This is a genomic window from Pseudomonas sp. AP19, from assembly GCF_001728855.1.
Lineage (GTDB): Bacteria > Pseudomonadota > Gammaproteobacteria > Pseudomonadales > Pseudomonadaceae > Aquipseudomonas > Aquipseudomonas fluorescens.
Window position 1 is genome coordinate 64,149 of sequence record NZ_LXJP01000009.1, and the last position, 16,997, is coordinate 81,145.

A 16,997-nucleotide genomic window follows, 5' to 3' on the forward strand; every position below is an offset into this window, starting at 1 on the left:
TATGCCTGAATGGATAAGTGACTACGCGGGGCTGATTGCCAAGGGGCTGCAGATTACCTTGTCCTTGCTGGCGATCTCGGCGGTGCTCGGCTTCGTCCTGGCGGTGCTGGTGGCGTTGGCGCGTTTGTCACGGCGCAAGTGGCTGGCCCGGGGGGCGCTGGCCTACACCAGTGTGCTGCGGGGCACGCCGCTGTTGATCCAGATCTATATCTTCTACTACGGGCTGGGCAGTTTGTTCGCCCAGTTTCCGCTGATACGCACCAGCTTCCTGTGGCCATTCCTGCGCGACGGGTATTGGTACATCGTCTTTGCCCTGGTGCTGTCGGTGGGCGCTTATGTTGGTGAAGTGATTCGCGGCGGCCTTTTGGCGGTGCCCAAGGGCGAGATGGAGGCCGCCTCGGCATTCGGTATGACGCCACGCCAGGCGTTATTGCGCGTGCGCTTGCCCCGGGCGATGCGCCTGCTGCTGCCGACCCTGGCGGGGGAGACAGTGATGTTGCTTAAGTCCACCGCACTCGCGTCGACGATTGCCGTGGTCGACCTGCTGGGCGCGGCCAACGTGGTGCGGGCGCAGACGTTGCAGATCTATCAACCGCTGTTGCTGGTGGCCGCTGTCTACCTGTGCCTGACGTTCCTGATCGAAGGCGTTTACGCCATCGCCGAACGACGCGGCACGCCACTGCGCAGGTCGCTCGGATGAAACAGGATCGCGCGTTGCAAGGGATTGCCCTGTGTTCACTGGCCTATGCGTTTCTGGCGCTGCAGGACGCGGCGATCAAATGGCTGGTGGCTGATTACTCGGTGTTCACCCTTCTGTTCTGGCGCAGCCTGGTGGTGGTGGGCGCGTGCGTGATCGCTGGGCGCATGGGCTTATTGCGCCGTGCATGCACATCGGTGAGCCGCCGGCTGCTGATCATTCGCGGGTTGCTGTCGTTGCTGGCGTGGTTGCTTTATTACACCGCCGCCAAGGACTTGACCCTGGCGGAAATGACCACCTTGTATTTCTCCGCGCCGATCATGGTCACGTTGCTCGCTGCGCTGATCCTCAAGGAACGCGCCAGCCGTGGCCAATGGGTCGCGTTGCTCATCGGCTTTGTCGGCGTGGTGATCGCCTGTCGCCCGAGCACTATGCTCGACCCCGTGCCGATCGTCCTGACCCTCACCGCTGCGCTGTGCTGGGCATTGACCTATATCCAGTTGCGCCAGGTCGACCCGACCACCTCGGTGCTCGAGCAGATGCTCATCACCAATGTGGTGTTCGTGGTGTGCATGGCCCTGACCTTGCCCTGGACGCACACCCCAGCGCCGACCCCGGCCTGGTTGGGCATGTTGGCGGCGGGGCTGGTCGGCGGTATCGGTCAGTTTCTGTTGTTCGCGAGTTTCCGGCGGGCCACGGCGACCTTGCTCGCACCGTTTGAGTACACCGGGTTGATCTGGGCTTTTCTGTTATCCAGCCTGATCTGGGGCACGTCGATGGACCTGTCGCTGATCATCGGCGCAGTGCTGATTGCAGTCAGCGGGACGTTGGCCATGCTCAGCGCCCGCCACCCCGAATCACTCGATGTGGTCGGCGCCGAATGCACCGTAACGCAAGCCCTGTACCCAGCATCGGCAGATGTGCAAGCCGTTGGCGGGGCTGAAAGTGCCGGGGTTGAGGCACCCCTCAAGCCAGAGTCCGTCGAGCATCGCCGATAGGCCAATCGCCGCCAGATGGCTGTCGTGGATCACCAGGTTTTCGCTGCGGGCAAGGTCGTCCAGCAGCTGCTGGATCAATGCCAGGTAGGCACGGTAGCTGTTTTCGTGGGACTGGTTCACGTGGGGCGAGTGGCGGATCAGGCTCCAGAACACCACCCACACGCCCAGCAGATCGGGGTCCATCACCCGCGGCGAAAAGGACGCGCTGAGGAAGGTATCCAGGCGCGCGGCGGCGCCTTCGGCCTGTTCGACTTGCGCCCAGAGCGCGCTGGTCAATTCGTTGGCGAGCTTTTGGTAGGTTTCGGCGATCAGTGCGTCGATGCTGCCGAAATGGTGGTTGAGCAAGCCCACGGAAACGCCGGCCTCAGCCGCAATCCGGCGTACGGAAATGCCCGCATGGCCGTCGCGGGCGAGGCTGGTCAGGGTGGCGGCAATCAGCAAGTCCCGGCGTTCATCCGGGTCGGCGCGGCGCAGTTTGGGAGGGTCGATGGTCACGGGGATGCCTTTGATGAAGACCAGTGATGAAAAACCAGAATGCTCAGGTTAGTTGAACGCGTGTTCAATCTCTAGCGATTAAATGATGGGAGGAGGGCAAGGCATGGCAAACGACCTTTCGTGGCAGGTGGCGGGCGATGCGGGCCACGCGCTGCACATCGGCGCCTGGCGCTTTGACGGCGACGGCAGTGGGCCGCGTGTGCACCTGCAAGCGGGCGTGCACGCCGATGAAATCGCCGGGATGCTGGTGCTCCACCAACTGCTGCCGCGTTTGCAAGCTTGCAGGGATCAGGGCCGCCTCAAAGGCACGGTGACCGTGGTGCCGCAAGCCAACCCGTTTGGGATCGGCCAATTCCGTCAGGGCCGACTGCTGGGGCGCTTTCACGAGGCTACCGGGCAGAACTTCAATCGCGCTTTCGATCACGCCCTGGCGATGGAACACCCGGCGAGCAACCTCGCGCAATGGCAAAAAAGTCTGCTGCAACTGGCCGCCGATGCCGACCTGGTGCTGGACCTGCACACCGACGATGAGGCATTGCCGTACCTCTACATCCATCGCAGCTTCTGGCCCGAACAAGGCCTGGCGCTGGCCGCGGCACTGCAGGCGCAGGTGGTGATCGTCTGGGATGAAGGCGGCGACGGCTCCTTTGAGGAAACCATCATCAATCACGCCGCGCCGCGCCTGGCCGCCACGGTCGAATTGCGTGGCCAGGCCGACGTCAGCGATGCCCTGGCGCAACAGGACGCCGACGGCCTGTGGGCGTGGCTGTGCATCAACGGGGTGATCGACGAAGTGGCGGTCATCAGCGAATGGCAAGGCGAAGCAGTGGACATGGGCTGCATGGAAACCATCCTGGCGCCCCGCGCCGGTGTGCTGGTGTTTGAGAAAGGCCTGGGTGATCAGGTCGAGGCGGGCGAGCGTTTCGCCAGGCTCATCGGGCGGCCCGGGGATGCGGCGTCAGAAGTGATTTTGCACGCCCCACAAACCGGGCGCATGCTCACGGCCCACCGCGAACGCCTGGTGGCACAGGGCGCGGTGGTGGCGAAGTTTACCGGCACGCGGTTATCCGACAGTTACAGCGGCGGGGTGCTCGACCCGTAGCAACCGCTGCTGATTGAACCTCGCAGTTACAACGGCGGCGTGCGCTCCAGCAAAAGGCGCTCCAGGGTGTCTGCGGGCAATGGCCGGCTGAACAGATACCCTTGGATCTGATCGCAGCCGGCCTGCTTCAAAAACGCCAGCTGTTCCTGGGTTTCCACGCCTTCGGCGACCACTTGTAAGCCCAGGCTATGGGCCAGTTCAATGATGGTGCGGGTGATCGCTGCGTCTTGCGGGTTGGTGGTGACTTCGCGGATGAACGCGATATCGATCTTCAATGTATCAATGGGGAACCGTCGCAGGTACGCCAGGCTTGAATAGCCGGTGCCGAAGTCATCGATGGAGATTTTTACGCCCAGTGTGCGCAATCGTTGCAAGCTGGCGATGGTGTGCTGGGTGTTTTCCATCAATGAGCCTTCGGTCAGTTCAACCTCCAGCCAATGCGGCGCCACCCCGGTTTCCCTCAGGATGCGTTCGATATCGGCAATCAGGTCGCCCTCGATCAATTGATGCCCGGAGACATTCACCGAAACCTCTACGGCACCAATCAGGCCGCGTTGCCACACGGCGATTTGCTGGCAAACGGTGTCGATCACCCAGCGCCCGACCTGCACAATTAAGCCCAGGCTCTCGAGTACCGGTACAAACACCGCCGGCGACACCGTGCCATAGTTGGGACGCTCCCAGCGCAACAAGGCCTCAAGGGCACATATGTTCCCGCCAGCCAGTTCGATCTTGGGTTGGTAGTGCAGGGTGAACTCATGGTTTCGCACCGCCTGGCGCAGGGCATTTTCAAAATCCTGGCGCGCCAGGTCGTGCACGCTCATGCCTGCGGGCTCGCCCGTTTGCCGTTGCAGTTGCTGCTCCAGCATCAGGTTATGGACCTTCAATTGATCACCGCGCTCCTTGAGCCGCAACAGGTTGCGCACCCGCAGCCACAGCTCGACGCGTTCTACCGGTTTGCTGATGAACTCCTCGGCGCCGGTTTCCAGCCCGCTGACGCGCGCGCTCGGTTCACTGAGGGCCGACAACATGATGATCGGAATACTTGCCGTGGTTTCGTTGCCCTTCAAGTGGCTGGCCACCTCGTAGCCGTCCATGCCCGGCATCATGATGTCCAGCAGGATCAGGTCGGGCGGCCGCTGGGCCACGATCTGCAACGCTTCTTCACCGCTGCTCGCACTCAGGGTCTGGTAGCCCTCGTGCTGCAGCAGGGTTTCCAATAACTTGCGAATCTGCGGTTCGTCGTCAACGATCAACAGCGTTGCGGGTTGGCTGGCCATGGAGAGGACTCACAGGTGGGGGCTGATGTGCTGTTGCAGCAAGGTGTCGATGACCTGGTAAAGCTCTTTGTAGCGCAGCGGCTTGATGATGTAGGCGTCGCAACCGGCTAGCCGGGTCTTTTCGCGGTCTTCCTTCATGGCCATGGCGGTCAGGGCGATCACCGGGATGTGTGCGGTGTTGGGGTCCTGCTTGAGCAACGAGGTGGCGGCCAGGCCGTCCATGCCCGGCAACTGGATATCCATCAGAATCAGGGCCGGTTGTTGTTCCCGCGCCAGGGTCAGGCCGGTTTCTGCATCCGCCGCCCACAACACGCTGTGCCCGGCATTGACCAGCAACAACCGCGCCAGGCGCATGTTCGCTTCGTTGTCTTCGACGATCAGGATTTCAGCCATGCCGCCTCCGGCGCGCGGTGCAGCGGCAGCCACACCACAAAGCGCGCGCCCGAGCCTGCGCGGCTGGCCACGGCGACACTGCCGCCGAGCAGATCGGTGAGTTGCTTGACCATCGCCAGTCCCAAACCCGTGCCTTCAAATTTACGCGCCAGGCTGCTGTCGATCTGGCTGAAGGCCTTGAACAGCTTGCTCATGTCGTCTTCGGCGATCCCGATGCCGGTGTCGCTGACACTCAGCTCCAGGAACTGCGTGCGCGTGCCGGGTTGCAGGTCGAAGCCGTGGGTAGGCCAGTCGCCGGGGATGTGGCCGACATCCGCGAGGCTGACCTCGCGGACCGCCAGGGTCACGGAGCCGCCGTGTGCGCTGAACTTCACCGCATTGGCCAGCAGGTTGTAGATAATCTGCTTGGTCTTGCGCAGGTCCAGTTCCAGGGTGCCAAAATCGTCCGCGCATTCCAGCTTCAATTGGATACGTTGCAAGGCGGCTTTTTCGCGCACGATCAACAAGCTGTTGGCGAGCAACCCCGCCAGTTCCACAGGCTCCAGCTCCAGGTCCATCATCCCGGCCTCGACCTTGGACAGGTCGAGAATGTCGTTGATCAACGACAGTAAGTGCTGGCCGCTGGTGAAGATGTCGCCGATGTACTCGCGCTGCACCTCGCTCATGTCGCCGACCAAACCATCCTTCAACGCCTCTGAAAAGCCAATCACCGCGTTCAATGGCGTGCGCAACTCGTGGGACATGGTGGCGAGAAACTCGGACTTCATGTGGCTGGCGTGTTCCAGTTCCAGGTTCTTTTCTTCCAACGCGCGTTCAAAGCCTTTGCGCTCGGCTTCTTCCTGTTTGCGCGCGGTGTTGTCAGTGCCGATCAACAGGTAGCCGATGATCGTGTCGTGGCGATTGCGCAGGGCCGTTACCGAGACCATGGCCGACAGGCGACTGCCGTCCTTGCGGATGTAGGTGAGTTCGTAGATGTCTTCGATGCCGCGTGAGGCCTTGAACACCAGCGCTTCAAAGCCCGGCGTGATCGGCGTGTCCAGCTCCAGGCTCAAGGCGGCGGCGCGGGTAATCAGCTCGGCGGGGTCGGAGATGTCGGCGGGGGTGATGCGGTTGAGCACATCGTCGGCGGCATAGCCGAGCATGCGCTCGGCGCCAACATTGAAGATCTGGATCACGCCTTTTTCGTCAGTGGCGATGCTGGAAAAATACGCACTGTTGAAGATTGCGTCTTGCAGGGCGCCGGTCTTGAGCAGGGTCTTTTGGCGTTTGAACTCGACGATTTTTTCGGCCCGCGATTGTAATTCGGGGGCTGCGCCAGGGTTGGTATTGTCCAATGCAGTGTTTTCCGTGCATATCAGACCCGACCGTATTCAGAACACGGCCGCAGAGCATGCTCACAGAAAATCGCATGAACGCGATGAGGAGGAGATGAGGTCCTTGGACAATAGCAGATGCTGCGATCAGCACGGTACTCATACACTCAAACGAGTGTATGAGCCGTACACGCTGGCATGCCGCTCAGAGCGCCACGCTGCTGATGATTTGAGTACGGTCATCCGGGTCTGTGACGCTGTTGAAGCCCAACGCATGCGTCAGTTCACGCAGTGGCAGGTTGGTCGCCGCATCTATCGTATACATCCGTTTGAATCCATTGGCTCGCGCGGCCTTTATCAGGTGCTGCATCAAAATGCGCCCCAACCCCAGGCGTTGCCATGTGTCGGCCACAGTAACCGCACATTCGCACTCATCCTCCTTGGCGGTGGCGTAACGCGCCACGCCGATTTCGATCAGCGTGCCGTTGGCGTGCACCAGGGCGATAAAGGCCATGCGTTGCTGGTTATCGACACTCATCAATTGATCGAGCAGGGCTTTACCGGGCTCGTTGATTTCGCCAAGGAAACGCGCGTGCCGCGACTCGCGGGACAAACCCTTGATGAAGGCGTATTCCCGCTCACGGTCGTCGGCGGTCAGGGGGCGCACCAGTACGTGGCGGCCGTCGTCGAGTTGTTCGATCCAGTGTTCATGCGGTATGGCCGCATAGACGGCGTCGGCTTGGCTGTTTTGTGCTGCGAGGCTAGGCATGTGATGGCTCCGAGGTGGGGTCGGCAGGGAACATCGCCCTGTCGACAACAATGTGCGTACGCAGGCCCTCGCTACGCAGTGCGCGGCGAGGGCATCAGGCGGTTAATCGACGATCTCGGGCGTCACCATCCATACACTGCACGGCATTTTATACAGCAGGGTTTCGGCGGTACTGCCCAGCAGGCGAGACAGCCCGTGATGACCGACGCGGCCCATGACGATGACATCGACGTTGTAAGCATCGGCATAGCTGGCCAACACCTTCGCCGGGTTGCCCAGAATCATATGGCGCTGCGCCGGCGGGATGCCGTTGCGCGCGGCCAGGTCATCGAAGGCCTGGCCCTGGTCATCAAACAGGCGCTTGGCGGCCACTGAAGAGAAATAGCCGGCCCCGCTGCCAAACCCATACTCCTGGGCGCTCAGGTCGGACAGGTCGTGGGCATAGACCACCTCCACCTCAGCGTTACACAGGTCGGCCAATTTGCTCGCCTCATGCAGGATGCGGTCGTTGAGGCCCTCATAGCGATCGTCACGATGGAACGGGTCCACCGCAGCGACGATCTTGCGCGGCAATGCATGCTGCGCGTTGCTGACAAAATGCAGCGGTACCGGGCATTCGCGCAGCAGGTGCACATCCAGCGGCGTGAACAACAAGCGTGACAGCAGCGATTCATGCTCCAGTGCCTTGATCACCACGGTCATCGGCTCTTCGCGCAAACGCACCAGAATCTCTTGAAGCGGGCGTTCCACCCACGCCACTTCAGTGGTGACGGTCAGCCCGTATTTGCGCAAGGGCGCGGCCCGCTCTTCCAGCCACTGGCGATGACGCTCCACGTAGCCGATGCGCATTTGCTCCAGGGCCTGCTCGTTGACCAGACCGGCGGTCGCCAGGCCTTCCAAATAGTCGAAGGCGAGGATATGCAGGGCAGCGCCATCGGCCTTCGCCAGGGCTGCGGCGCGGTCGAAGGCGGGGCTGTGTTCCATCAGCGGCGAAACCAGCAGCAAGTAACGGTCTTGGTCAGACATGGCAATCTCCCTCGGGGTCGGTGGCAGCGGCGGTGATACCTGCCGCTGATCATGGCCTGCGCTGCGAGGTCGAGGTTGATCTGTATCAAATTGCCCGCAGGCCCAGAGCGGCACGCGATGTGCGGTCAGTTGCGCGATAGTTGATCATGATCAACCTGCCAGGCGTGATCGCGGCGCAATCTGGAGTTCCCCTGCGCAGGAGATCACCTTATGGCAACCATGAGCGCCGCTGTTTTCGTTGAAAAAAACCGCATTGTCCTGCAGGACAAGCCGATTCCCGACGTTGGCCCGCTGGACGCTTTGGTGCGCATCACCACCACGACCCTCTGCGGCACCGACGTGCATATCCTGCGCGGTGAGTACCCGGTCGCCAAAGGCCTGACCATCGGCCACGAGCCGGTTGGCGTGATTGAACGCCTGGGTGCCCAGGTGAGCGGGTTTGTCGAGGGGCAGCGGGTGATCGCCGGGGCCATCACCCCCAGCGGGCAAAGCTATGCGTGCCTGTGCGGCTGCGGTTCCCAGGACGGCCCCGACACCCGCCACGGCTTTCGGGCGGCTGGCGGCTGGAAGTTCGGCAATACCCTCGACGGCTGCCAGGCCGAGTATGTGTTGGTGCCTGATGCGCTGGCCAACCTGTGCCCGATCCCCGATGGCCTGAGCGACGAACAAGTGCTGATGTGCCCGGACATCATGTCCACCGGTTTTTCCGGCGCCGAGCGCGGCGAGGTCAACATTGGCGATACGGTGGCCGTGTTTGCGCTGGGGCCTATCGGCTTGTGTGCGGTGGCGGGCGCACGGCTCAAGGGCGCGTCGATGATCATTGGCGTCGACGGCGTGACTGAGCGCATGGGCGTGGCTCGACGCCTGGGGGCCACTCATCTCGTCGACTTCAAGCAAGGCAATGTGGTTGAGCAAATCATGGCCATCACGGACGGGCGCGGGGTGGATGTGGCGATCGAAGCCCTGGGCACCCAAGGCACGTTTGAGTCGGCATTGCGGGTGCTGCGCCCGGGCGGGCGCGTGTCCAGCCTGGGGGTGTACTCCAGTGACTTGCACATTCCCTATGATGCCTTTGGTGCAGGGCTGGGGGATTACAGCATCGTGTCGACCCTGTGCCCTGGCGGCAAGGAACGCATGCGCCGCTTGATGGCCGTGGTGGCCAGCGGCGGGGTGGACCTGTCGCCGCTGGTGACGCACCGTTTCAAGCTCGACGACATCGAGGCCGCCTATGAGCTGTTCGCTCATCAGCGCGATGGCGTCATGAAAGTCGCGATTACCCCCTGAAGGCGCCGGCCTATGACCACCCTGGGGCTTGCCGGCGCCGCCGCCGCGCTGGGCATCGGCATGCTGGTGGGGCTGGAGCGCGAGCGCCACAAAGGGCAGGGCGAGCGCCGCGCGTTTGCCGGTTTACGCACGTACGCGATTATCGCGCTGCTCGGCTATGTCACGCAGCAAGTCGGCGGCGCGCTCTTGTTGGGGCTGCTAGCGCTGTGCCTGGCGGTGCTGGTCAGTACCGCTTACTGGAAGAGCCGGGACACCGACCCGGGAATTACCAGTGAAGTGGCGTTGTTCACCGTGTTGGTGCTGGGTGCATTGTGTGGTGTCGCCCCCGAACTGGCGGCGGCCATCGGTGTGGTCGTGGCCGGTCTGCTGATCTACCGTCATTCGCTGCACGAGTTTGCCCGCAGCCAATTGACCGATGCTGAAATGCGCGATGGCCTGTTGCTGCTGATTGTTGCGCTGGTGGTGCTGCCGCTGGCGCCGGACCGTTTTATCGGCCCTTATGGGGCGCTGAACCCGCGCACCATCTGCACCTTGACGGTACTGTTAATGGCTATCGGTGCGGTTGGGCATGTCGCCGTGCGTACCTTGGGCGCGCGTTATGGCTATGCCATCGGGGCGGTTGCTTCGGGGTTCGCGTCCAGTACCGTGACCATTGCCGCCATGGGCCATAGGGCCGCGAAAGAACCCTCGAACCTGCGCACGCTGGCAGCGGCAGCGATCTTTTCCAACCTGGCGACGGTGGCCCAGGTGGGGCTGATCCTCGGCACCGTGGAGCCGGCGCTGTTGGCCCAGATGGCCTGGTCACTGCTGGGCGGGTTTGTCACCACCGCCGCGTATGGGTTGTGTCTGATGCTGCGCACACCGACGACGTCTGCGGGTCAAGCCATCACCGTGGGCGGCGCGTTCGACCTGAAGCTGGCCCTGCTAATGGTCTTGACCCTGACGGGGATTACCTTCGTGTCGTCGATGATGCTGTTTCACTTCGGCCAGGTGGGCGTGATGTTGACCGCCACTCTGGGTGGGTTTGCCGACGCCCATGCATCGACCGCCTCCATCGCCGCCCTGGCCACCAGCGGCCAACTCGCCCTGCAGGCGGCGTCTATTCCGGTGTTGCTGGCGGTCAGTTGCAACTCGCTGAGCAAGTGCCTGGTGGCGTGGGTCAGCGGCGGCCGTCGGTTTGCGGTGTATGTGATTGCCGGTCAGGTCCTGCTGACCGGCGCGATGTGGCTGGGCCTGCTAGGCCAGTGATCCCGGGATCTGCAAGGTGGCGCGCAACCCGCCGTTGGGCAGGTTGGCCAGGCGGATCTGCCCGCCAAGGCGTTGGGCAATGGTCTGTACGATGGTCAGCCCCAAGCCTGCGCCTTCGGCATTGCCCCGGCTGTAGAACAGCTCGAACAGTCGCTCGCGCTCGTTCTCGTCAATGCCTGGCCCTTGGTCATCCACGGTCAACTCGAACCCCGCGGCCGTTTTGCACAACCCGACGGTGATCACGCCGTGTTCCGGCGAGAAATTCGCCGCATTGGTCACCAGGTTGGTCAGCGCGATATTGATCGCGGACGCGTCGGACCTCACGCCGTAGTCGGCATCATCGACGTCGAACGCCAACTCCAGGCCTTTGCTCAGCAACCAGGGCGTCAACTGAATCAGCGTTTCACGCACCGTTTTCTGCAGGTCGATGGCCTGCGCCTGGGGCTGCGCGCCGCTGGGCTCCAGGCGCGCCATGGTCAGCAACTGGTTGACCAGGCGGCTGGTGCGGTCAACACCCGTGATCAGAAACGCCAGCGACTCGCGCCGCTCGGCTTCCGTACCGGCCTCCAACAGGTTTTGCGCGTGCACCCGCAACACCGCCAGGGGCGTGCGCATTTCGTGGGCGGCGTCGGCGATGAAGCGGCGTTCGCGGCCGAGCATTTCCTGGATCTGCGCCAGCATGCGGTTCAGCGCGGCCTGCATCGGTTCCAGTTCGGTGGGCAGCGGGGTCAGTTGCATCGGTTCCAGGGAGCCGGAATGCCGTGCGCGCAAGGTCGCCGCCATATTGGCCAGCGGCTTGAGCCCCCAGCCGATGGCCAGCCAGACCATCGCGGCTAGAATCAGGCTGCCGAGTATGTTGGGCAACAGCGTGTGGCGCAGGATGCGGTCGACCAGGTCAGAGCGTACGTCGTCGCGTTCACCCACCCAGATCCGCAGCCCATTGTCTTTGTCCTTGAGCAGAAAACCGCGCCATTGACGGCCATTCAGGTCCGCGACATTGCTGTACCCCGGTTGGCCGGGAGGCTTGGCAAATGACGGTGCGCTGGCGGTAAATACCAGGCGCTCACCTTCGCTGTTCCAGACCTGAAAGGCGATTTTGCTCTCGTAGGGGTGCCCATCGACCTTGGGCATCGCTTCGCCCAAGGCTTTGTTGAAGGCGCGATACAGCTCCGTCTGATCGTTACGGGCCAGTGGCATGCTCATCACGCCCTGGAGCAATCGGGCGTTCTGCGCCAGTTGTGCGTCGTAGACTTCGGCGATTTCGTGGTTGCTGTCATGCAAGTTGAGCACGCTGATCACCAGTAACCCCGTGAACAGCAGGCCGATGATCAGGGTCAGGGTGCGCCGCCGAATAGAGCTCATCGGCGCTCCTCCACCAGGTAGCCGACGCCGCGAATGGTGCGGATCAGCTCGCTGGAGAATTTTTTGCGCAGGTGATGGATATGCACTTCCAGGGTATTGCTTTCGGCCTCTTCGTTCCAGCCATACAGCAACTGCATCAACTGGTCACGGGTCATCACGCGGCCGGGTGGCGACAGCAGTTCGTGCAGCAACTGGTATTCCTTGGGTGTGAGCGGCACCGGCGTGCCGTGGTAGCTGACCTGTTGGGTACTGGGGTCCAGGCAAATGCCGGCGTGCTCGATCACGACCCGCGCCCGGCCGGCGCTGCGCCGCAGCAGTGCGCGCAGGCGCGCCTTGAGTTCGGCGAGGTCGAAGGGTTTGACCAGGTAATCATCGGCACCGGCGTCGAGCCCGGCGATGCGGTCTTCAGTGGCATCGCGCGCGGTGAGGATCAGCACGGGCAGGTTGGACCCGCTGTCCCGCAGACGGCGCAGTACCTCAAGCCCATCCATGCGCGGCAAGCCCAGGTCGAGCACCACCGCGTCAAAGGTTTCGCTGAGCAAGGCATGCAACGCACTGCTGCCATCCTGCAGCCAATCAACGGTATAGCCTTCACGCACCAGTGCCTGATGAATCCCTTCGCCCAGTGCAACGTCATCTTCGATCAGTAATAGCCGCACATGGACTCCTGTCAGTTGAGTTGTTTGTCGAGGTCGGCCAGCAGGCTTTCGATCTCTTTGCGCCGCCCGGCATCGGCAGTCTCCCGACCCGGCCGTGGCGCGGCCAGTAAGGCTTTGCGCAGGGCATCACGGGCCTCGCCATAGCGTTTTTGCCGGTAGAGGTGGTCGCCCCAGAAATACAGACTATCAATGCCCGTCGGGTTCAGTTGCAAGGCTTGCGTGAGCAGCTGTTCAGCCTTGTCGGCATCACCAAAGCCGATCGGCCAGCCGGGGACGCGATCGTACAGCGCCGCGAGGCTGGTGTAGGCCGAGCCTTGCAGGGCCTTGGGGTCCAGAGCGAGCGCTTTCTCAAGGTCTGCCTTGGCCGCCTTGACCTTGCTCAATGCGCCGAGCCCGCCTTGGGCGCCGGCCCAACTGCTGGTGACAATCCCGGACCAGATCCATGCTTCGGCAGCCTGAGGGCGCGCCTGGGTGAATGCCGTCGCCTGCGTCGCGAGTTGTGCAAACGCCTGGGTACGCTGCGCTTCAGGCAGGGTGTATTGGATATCGGCCCAGCGCGTCTGGATATCACTCAGGCGCTGCTGGTCACCAGCCTCCAGCGCCCAGGTGAGTGGGCTCAAGGCGCTGAGCAGCAGCACGACAAAGAGGCGTTTCATGGGTTCAGATCCTTATTCACGGGTTTATCGCTCAGGCGACGTACCAACGGCAATTGTTTGCGCAAGCCACGGTCAACCAGGTTGGGCAACAGGCTGTTGAGGCGCACAAAAAAGCGCTCAGGCCAGCCCAGGTACAGGTCACGCCGATTATTGGCGATGGCGTGGATCACCGCCGACGCCACCGTCAGCGGGTCGTCCACATTGGACTTGAGCGCGTCGTTCAACGCCTGCGCTGCCGGGCTGTTCATCCGCGTATGGGTGGCGCGCGGCGCCACATACAACACGCCTACTCGGGTATCGGCCAGTTCCCGGCGCAAGGCTTCGGAAAACCCGCGCAAGGCGAACTTGGTGGCGCAGTAAGTGGCATAGCCGGGGTAGCCGATGGAGCCATAGGTAGAGCCGACATTCACCACCATGGCGCTCTCGGCTTGCTTGAGCAGCGGCAGCAGCAGCTTGGTCAGGCAGATGGGCGCGGTAATATTTAACGCCAGCATGCCGTTGATTTCGTTGTCGTCGAGTTGCTCAAGCATGGCGAAATGATTGATGCCGGCCGCGTTGATCAGCAGATTGACACCGCCGATGGCCTCGGCGGCGACCCTGACCTTGCGCCGATCGGCGAGGAAGGTCAGGTCGGCACTCACCCAGCACAGCTGCTGCGGGTACTGCGCAAGCAACGGCTCCAGCGGTGTGCGATGGCGTGCCACGGCCAGCACGTGCGCGCCGCTGGCACACAACGCGCCGGCAATCGCCAGGCCAATGCCACCGCTGGCGCCGGTCAGAACCACGCGGGCGTCAGACAGGCGCATGGGCAGCCTCCGCAATACGTGGCAGGTTGCGGAACATGTCGGTATAGAGCGCGTACACCACCTTGGAGGCATGGATCACGGCGGCCTGGTCGTCGGCATCGTCCAGGCTGTTCATCAAGCGGCGGTAGGTTTCCATGTGCCCAATGTCCAGGGAACCGTGGGAACTCAAGTAGCTGAACGCCGTGGCCGGCAGTTGCAGGCGCTCGCGGATGCTGCCGGCGGCGTGGGTCGCCAGGGCGATACTGGTGCCTTCCAGCACATTGACCATGCCGAACAGGCCGACCGGGTTGCCCCGCGCGATCAGGTCATACAGATAGCTGACCATCAGCTCAATGGGTAAACCCGGTTGCCCGTCACGGACCGCATCCTTATCGCCGCCACAGGCCTGGATGTCATTGAGCACCCATTGCTCGTGGCCGTACTCATCCTCGATGTACTCGCAGACGGCCTTGCGCAGCCATTCCAGGCGCGAGGGCAGGCGTGCACCACAGGCCATCATCAACGGCACGGTATGACGCACGTGGTAGTAGGCCTGGGCCAGGAAGGCACGATAGCTCTCCAGGCTGACCTTGCCTTCCAGCGCATCCCGGATGATCGGCAGGCTGAACAGCGTCTGGCGTTCCTGTTGGGTGGCATCTTGCAGCGTGTCGAAAAAATTCACGATGAGGTTTCCTCGTTGAAGGCGGGGGCAAGCTGGGTGTGATAACGCGCGACGATGGCCTCGCGCCGGGGTCGGCCGTTGGCGGTGAGCATGCCGTTGGCGGCACTGAAGGGTTCATCCAGACGCGTCCAGTGATGCACTTGGGCGTAGTCGGGCAAGCCGGCATTGACGGCGGCGACGGTGGCGGCCAGCTGGGCGTCGGTGCAATCGTTGCGGTGGGGCCAGAGCAGCGCGTGATTCGCGGGCTGAGCTTCGCCATAGACAAAGGCTTGGGCGATGACGCCGCCTTGGGTCAGTTCGGCCTCGACCCAGTCCGGGTTGACGTTGCGCCCATAACTGGTGACGAACTGATGTTTCTTGCGGCCGTTGAGGTAGAGGAATCCGTCCGCGTCGAAGGTGCCTAGGTCGCCGCTGGGCCACCACTGATCAGGGTGGTCGGCGTGGCCCAGATAGCCGAGCAAACTTGAGCCTTTGATCAGCACTTCACCGTCTTCGGCGAGGCGAATCTCCACATGGGGCAGGGGCTGGCCGACACTGCCCGGGCGCTGCGCATCCGGGCGATTAAGGCACACCACCGAGGCGCATTCCGATAAGCCGTAACCTTCGTAAACCGGCATGCCCAACTGCTGCGCCCGTTGCAGCAAGCCCTTGGCCACGCGAGCGCCGCCGACGGCGGCAAAGCGCAGGTGCTGCGGGCTGAATGCCTTCTGCTCAGCGGCGATGACCAGCATTAACAGCAATTGCGGAACCAGAATCAGGCTATGGGGCTGACGCACCGCCAGGCAGCCGAGCAATTGCGCGGCATCCACTGCGCTGGCGCCCTGGATGCCCAAGCTTTTTTGGCTGGGCACACTCAAGGTGGCGCCGGCATACAGCGCGGCATAGCACCCGAGGTTTTCCAGCAGAATCGCCAGCGGCAACAGCGCCAGGTGGTGGCGTGGAGCGCTCGCGTGGCTGGCCTGGTGCAACTCGCGGGCAACCCGCAGCAGGCTGTCGGCGCTCAGGCATACGCCCTTGGGCGCCCCGGTGGTGCCGGAGGTGAATGTCACCTTGGCAGTGCCCGATGGCATCGACGGGCGGCCGGCAAAGCTTCTGCACCAGAAGTCGCCGCGTGGTTGGTAACCGGCAGCCAGTAGCTCAGCCTCCAGGTGGGGCTCGGCGATCACCCGTTCGGCCTGGCTTTGTTCCAGGCAATGGGCGCGCTGGGCGGGGCTGAAAAACGGCGGCAGGGTCAGGCAGGTCAACCCTTCGAAGAGTATCGCCAGGTCCCAAAGCATGGCGTCGACGCCATTGTCCAGGGCCAGCGCTACCACCTTCACGCCTTCATCACGCAGGCGTTGCTGGCGGTACGCAACTTCGGCGAACAGTGAGGTGTAATCCATTTTCAAGCTATCGCCCCACAGGGCAATGGCGCCGTCGTTGCGTTCGGCATGGCCGCGCAGCACAGCGTGGAAACGGCGGGTTTCAGGCGACATGGCTGTTGTCCTCAAGCGTGGTCGGCAACCCAAGGCGTGAGAACAGGCCCATGTTGCGCAAGTGGATGAACCCGGCGCGGATGTTGCCGACGTGCACCCACGGTTGGCTTTCGTAGTAACTGCCCCACAGATGCCGGTCATCTCCCAGACGCTGCGGGTCGGCCGCGCACAGGGTGACCGGCTTCAAACCGAGGCGGTGGAAACTGTTGACCAGCCCGATATTGCCGGTGAATGCCACCCACTCCAGGCCGCCCATGGCCAGCAACCACGTGATGGCGATGATGCTCAGGCGCGCACTGCCGGTATCGCTGGCGGCCAGGTTGCCGACTTCGGCAATTGCCTGGCGCTCTACTGTCTGGTCGGCAGCGGCGCTGATCAGGGGGTCGATCGGATGGTCCAGGTAACGCTCCAGAAACAGCGGCTCGGCACATGCCAGCCGTACACCGGCGACCGCACACAGGTCACCGTTGGCGTGGCTGACGCCAAACAGCTGCGGCATGAAATGTCGGATGTCGGCGCCGTGGGCAAGGCGAAAACGCTGTTGGATAAAGGCCTCGAAGGCGGGGCGCTGCGTGTCGTGGGGCAGGGCGCGAGCCAGGCGCATTTGTGCACGGTCGGCCGGGCCGAACAGCACGGGCAAGGGGATGTTCCAGTCGATATCGGGCATTGGCGCAGAGCCTCCCACGTGAAGTTGGGAGAAGTATCAAAGGCATTTCTTAACGGAGTCTGAAGGTGCTGAAAATGATCGTTGGGCCGATCTTCAGACTGCCTTA

17 protein-coding genes and 1 pseudogene are annotated in these 16,997 nt (G+C 62.8%); 5 read left to right on the forward strand and 13 right to left on the reverse strand.

Annotation, left to right across the window (positions count from 1 at the left end):
- The first annotated feature begins 1 nt into the window (after position 1).
- Both A7D21_RS09355 and A7D21_RS09360 read left to right on the forward strand, forming a co-directional pair.
- Entirely contained in the window at positions 2-700 is a 699-nt protein-coding gene (locus A7D21_RS09355) for an ABC transporter permease (RefSeq protein ID WP_053256142.1), read from the forward strand.
- On the forward strand, positions 697-1,695 hold the full coding sequence (locus A7D21_RS09360) for a DMT family transporter (protein WP_069551569.1): 999 nt from the start codon (positions 697-699) through the stop codon (positions 1,693-1,695). The genes A7D21_RS09355 and A7D21_RS09360 overlap by 4 nt, the downstream gene beginning before the upstream one ends.
- Here the strand turns inward: A7D21_RS09360 and A7D21_RS36195 are convergent.
- Positions 1,651-2,190 (reverse strand): annotated as a pseudogene (locus tag A7D21_RS36195) (TetR/AcrR family transcriptional regulator); the annotation flags it as partial. The gene A7D21_RS09360 and the pseudogene A7D21_RS36195 overlap by 45 nt on opposite strands.
- A gap of 103 nt (positions 2,191-2,293) precedes the next feature.
- Between A7D21_RS36195 and A7D21_RS09370 the strand changes: the two are divergent.
- On the forward strand, positions 2,294-3,292 hold the full coding sequence (locus A7D21_RS09370) for a succinylglutamate desuccinylase/aspartoacylase family protein (protein ID WP_069551570.1): 999 nt from the start codon (positions 2,294-2,296) through the stop codon (positions 3,290-3,292).
- 26 nt (positions 3,293-3,318) lie between these two features.
- Here the strand turns inward: A7D21_RS09370 and A7D21_RS09375 are convergent, their stop codons facing one another.
- From A7D21_RS09375 to A7D21_RS09395, 5 genes are all read right to left on the reverse strand, one after another.
- Positions 3,319-4,572, reverse strand: coding sequence for an EAL domain-containing response regulator (locus tag A7D21_RS09375; protein WP_069551571.1), 1,254 nt, complete (start codon positions 4,570-4,572; stop codon positions 3,319-3,321).
- Between the two features lie 9 nt (positions 4,573-4,581).
- Positions 4,582-4,965 (reverse strand): response regulator, encoded by a 384-nt coding sequence (locus A7D21_RS09380; protein ID WP_053256521.1) that lies wholly within the window; start codon positions 4,963-4,965, stop codon positions 4,582-4,584.
- Positions 4,950-6,299 (reverse strand): HAMP domain-containing sensor histidine kinase, encoded by a 1,350-nt coding sequence (locus A7D21_RS09385; RefSeq protein WP_053256138.1) that lies wholly within the window; start codon positions 6,297-6,299, stop codon positions 4,950-4,952. Before A7D21_RS09385 ends, A7D21_RS09380 begins: the two co-directional genes overlap by 16 nt.
- Before the next feature lie 184 nt (positions 6,300-6,483).
- Positions 6,484-7,047 carry a GNAT family N-acetyltransferase gene (locus tag A7D21_RS09390; protein WP_053256137.1) on the reverse strand — a complete coding sequence of 188 codons (564 nt, stop codon included), beginning with the start codon at positions 7,045-7,047 and terminating at the stop codon, positions 6,484-6,486.
- A 102-nt stretch (positions 7,048-7,149) separates the two neighbouring features.
- Complete coding sequence (locus A7D21_RS09395) at positions 7,150-8,073, reverse strand: universal stress protein (protein ID WP_069551572.1); 924 nt, start codon at positions 8,071-8,073, stop codon at positions 7,150-7,152.
- A 210-nt stretch (positions 8,074-8,283) separates the two neighbouring features.
- Here A7D21_RS09395 and A7D21_RS09400 point away from each other — a divergent pair, with 210 nt between their 5' ends.
- Positions 8,284-9,357 carry an NAD(P)-dependent alcohol dehydrogenase gene (locus tag A7D21_RS09400; protein WP_053256135.1) on the forward strand — a complete coding sequence of 358 codons (1,074 nt, stop codon included), beginning with the start codon at positions 8,284-8,286 and terminating at the stop codon, positions 9,355-9,357.
- A gap of 12 nt (positions 9,358-9,369) precedes the next feature.
- The gene (locus A7D21_RS09405) at positions 9,370-10,605 is read left to right on the forward strand and encodes an MgtC/SapB family protein (RefSeq protein ID WP_069551573.1); all 1,236 of its coding nucleotides are present in this window, start codon (positions 9,370-9,372) and stop codon (positions 10,603-10,605) included.
- Here the strand turns inward: A7D21_RS09405 and A7D21_RS09410 are convergent.
- Genes A7D21_RS09410 through A7D21_RS09440 form a run of 7 tightly spaced genes read right to left on the reverse strand, consistent with a single transcriptional unit; the run spans position 10,594 to position 16,891 of the window.
- The gene (locus A7D21_RS09410) at positions 10,594-11,967 is read right to left on the reverse strand and encodes an ATP-binding protein (protein ID WP_053256133.1); all 1,374 of its coding nucleotides are present in this window, start codon (positions 11,965-11,967) and stop codon (positions 10,594-10,596) included. The two genes, A7D21_RS09405 and A7D21_RS09410, sit on opposite strands and share 12 nt — an antisense overlap.
- The gene (locus A7D21_RS09415) at positions 11,964-12,626 is read right to left on the reverse strand and encodes a response regulator (RefSeq protein ID WP_053256132.1); all 663 of its coding nucleotides are present in this window, start codon (positions 12,624-12,626) and stop codon (positions 11,964-11,966) included. The genes A7D21_RS09410 and A7D21_RS09415 overlap by 4 nt, the downstream gene beginning before the upstream one ends.
- An 11-nt stretch (positions 12,627-12,637) precedes the next feature.
- A complete protein-coding gene (locus A7D21_RS09420; protein WP_069551574.1) occupies positions 12,638-13,282 on the reverse strand; it encodes a tetratricopeptide repeat protein in 645 nt (214 codons plus the stop codon).
- Entirely contained in the window at positions 13,279-14,088 is an 810-nt protein-coding gene (locus A7D21_RS09425) for an SDR family oxidoreductase (protein ID WP_069551575.1), read from the reverse strand. The genes A7D21_RS09420 and A7D21_RS09425 overlap by 4 nt, the downstream gene beginning before the upstream one ends.
- Complete coding sequence (locus tag A7D21_RS09430) at positions 14,075-14,749, reverse strand: TenA family transcriptional regulator (protein WP_069551576.1); 675 nt, start codon at positions 14,747-14,749, stop codon at positions 14,075-14,077. Before A7D21_RS09430 ends, A7D21_RS09425 begins: the two co-directional genes overlap by 14 nt.
- A complete protein-coding gene (locus A7D21_RS09435; protein WP_069551577.1) occupies positions 14,746-16,224 on the reverse strand; it encodes an AMP-binding protein in 1,479 nt (492 codons plus the stop codon). The genes A7D21_RS09430 and A7D21_RS09435 overlap by 4 nt, the downstream gene beginning before the upstream one ends.
- A complete protein-coding gene (locus tag A7D21_RS09440; protein ID WP_053256127.1) occupies positions 16,214-16,891 on the reverse strand; it encodes a thermostable hemolysin in 678 nt (225 codons plus the stop codon). Before A7D21_RS09440 ends, A7D21_RS09435 begins: the two co-directional genes overlap by 11 nt.
- Positions 16,892-16,997 lie beyond the last annotated feature (106 nt).

Excerpts from the sequence above, each read along its gene's own strand:
- A7D21_RS09355 (WP_053256142.1), top strand. The coding sequence starts at position 2 with ATGCCTGAATGGATAAGTGACTACGCGGGGCTGATTGCCAAGGGGCTG.
- A7D21_RS09360 (WP_069551569.1), top strand. The coding sequence starts at position 697 with ATGAAACAGGATCGCGCGTTGCAAGGGATTGCCCTGTGTTCACTGGCC.
- A7D21_RS09370 (WP_069551570.1), top strand. The coding sequence starts at position 2,294 with ATGGCAAACGACCTTTCGTGGCAGGTGGCGGGCGATGCGGGCCACGCG.
- A7D21_RS09375 (WP_069551571.1), bottom strand. The coding sequence starts at position 4,572 with ATGGCCAGCCAACCCGCAACGCTGTTGATCGTTGACGACGAACCGCAG.
- A7D21_RS09380 (WP_053256521.1), bottom strand. The coding sequence starts at position 4,965 with ATGGCTGAAATCCTGATCGTCGAAGACAACGAAGCGAACATGCGCCTG.
- A7D21_RS09390 (WP_053256137.1), bottom strand. The coding sequence starts at position 7,047 with ATGCCTAGCCTCGCAGCACAAAACAGCCAAGCCGACGCCGTCTATGCG.
- A7D21_RS09395 (WP_069551572.1), bottom strand. The coding sequence starts at position 8,073 with ATGTCTGACCAAGACCGTTACTTGCTGCTGGTTTCGCCGCTGATGGAA.
- A7D21_RS09400 (WP_053256135.1), top strand. The coding sequence starts at position 8,284 with ATGGCAACCATGAGCGCCGCTGTTTTCGTTGAAAAAAACCGCATTGTC.
- A7D21_RS09405 (WP_069551573.1), top strand. The coding sequence starts at position 9,370 with ATGACCACCCTGGGGCTTGCCGGCGCCGCCGCCGCGCTGGGCATCGGC.
- A7D21_RS09410 (WP_053256133.1), bottom strand. The coding sequence starts at position 11,967 with ATGAGCTCTATTCGGCGGCGCACCCTGACCCTGATCATCGGCCTGCTG.
- A7D21_RS09420 (WP_069551574.1), bottom strand. The coding sequence starts at position 13,282 with ATGAAACGCCTCTTTGTCGTGCTGCTGCTCAGCGCCTTGAGCCCACTC.
- A7D21_RS09425 (WP_069551575.1), bottom strand. The coding sequence starts at position 14,088 with ATGCGCCTGTCTGACGCCCGCGTGGTTCTGACCGGCGCCAGCGGTGGC.
- A7D21_RS09435 (WP_069551577.1), bottom strand. The coding sequence starts at position 16,224 with ATGTCGCCTGAAACCCGCCGTTTCCACGCTGTGCTGCGCGGCCATGCC.
- A7D21_RS09440 (WP_053256127.1), bottom strand. The coding sequence starts at position 16,891 with ATGCCCGATATCGACTGGAACATCCCCTTGCCCGTGCTGTTCGGCCCG.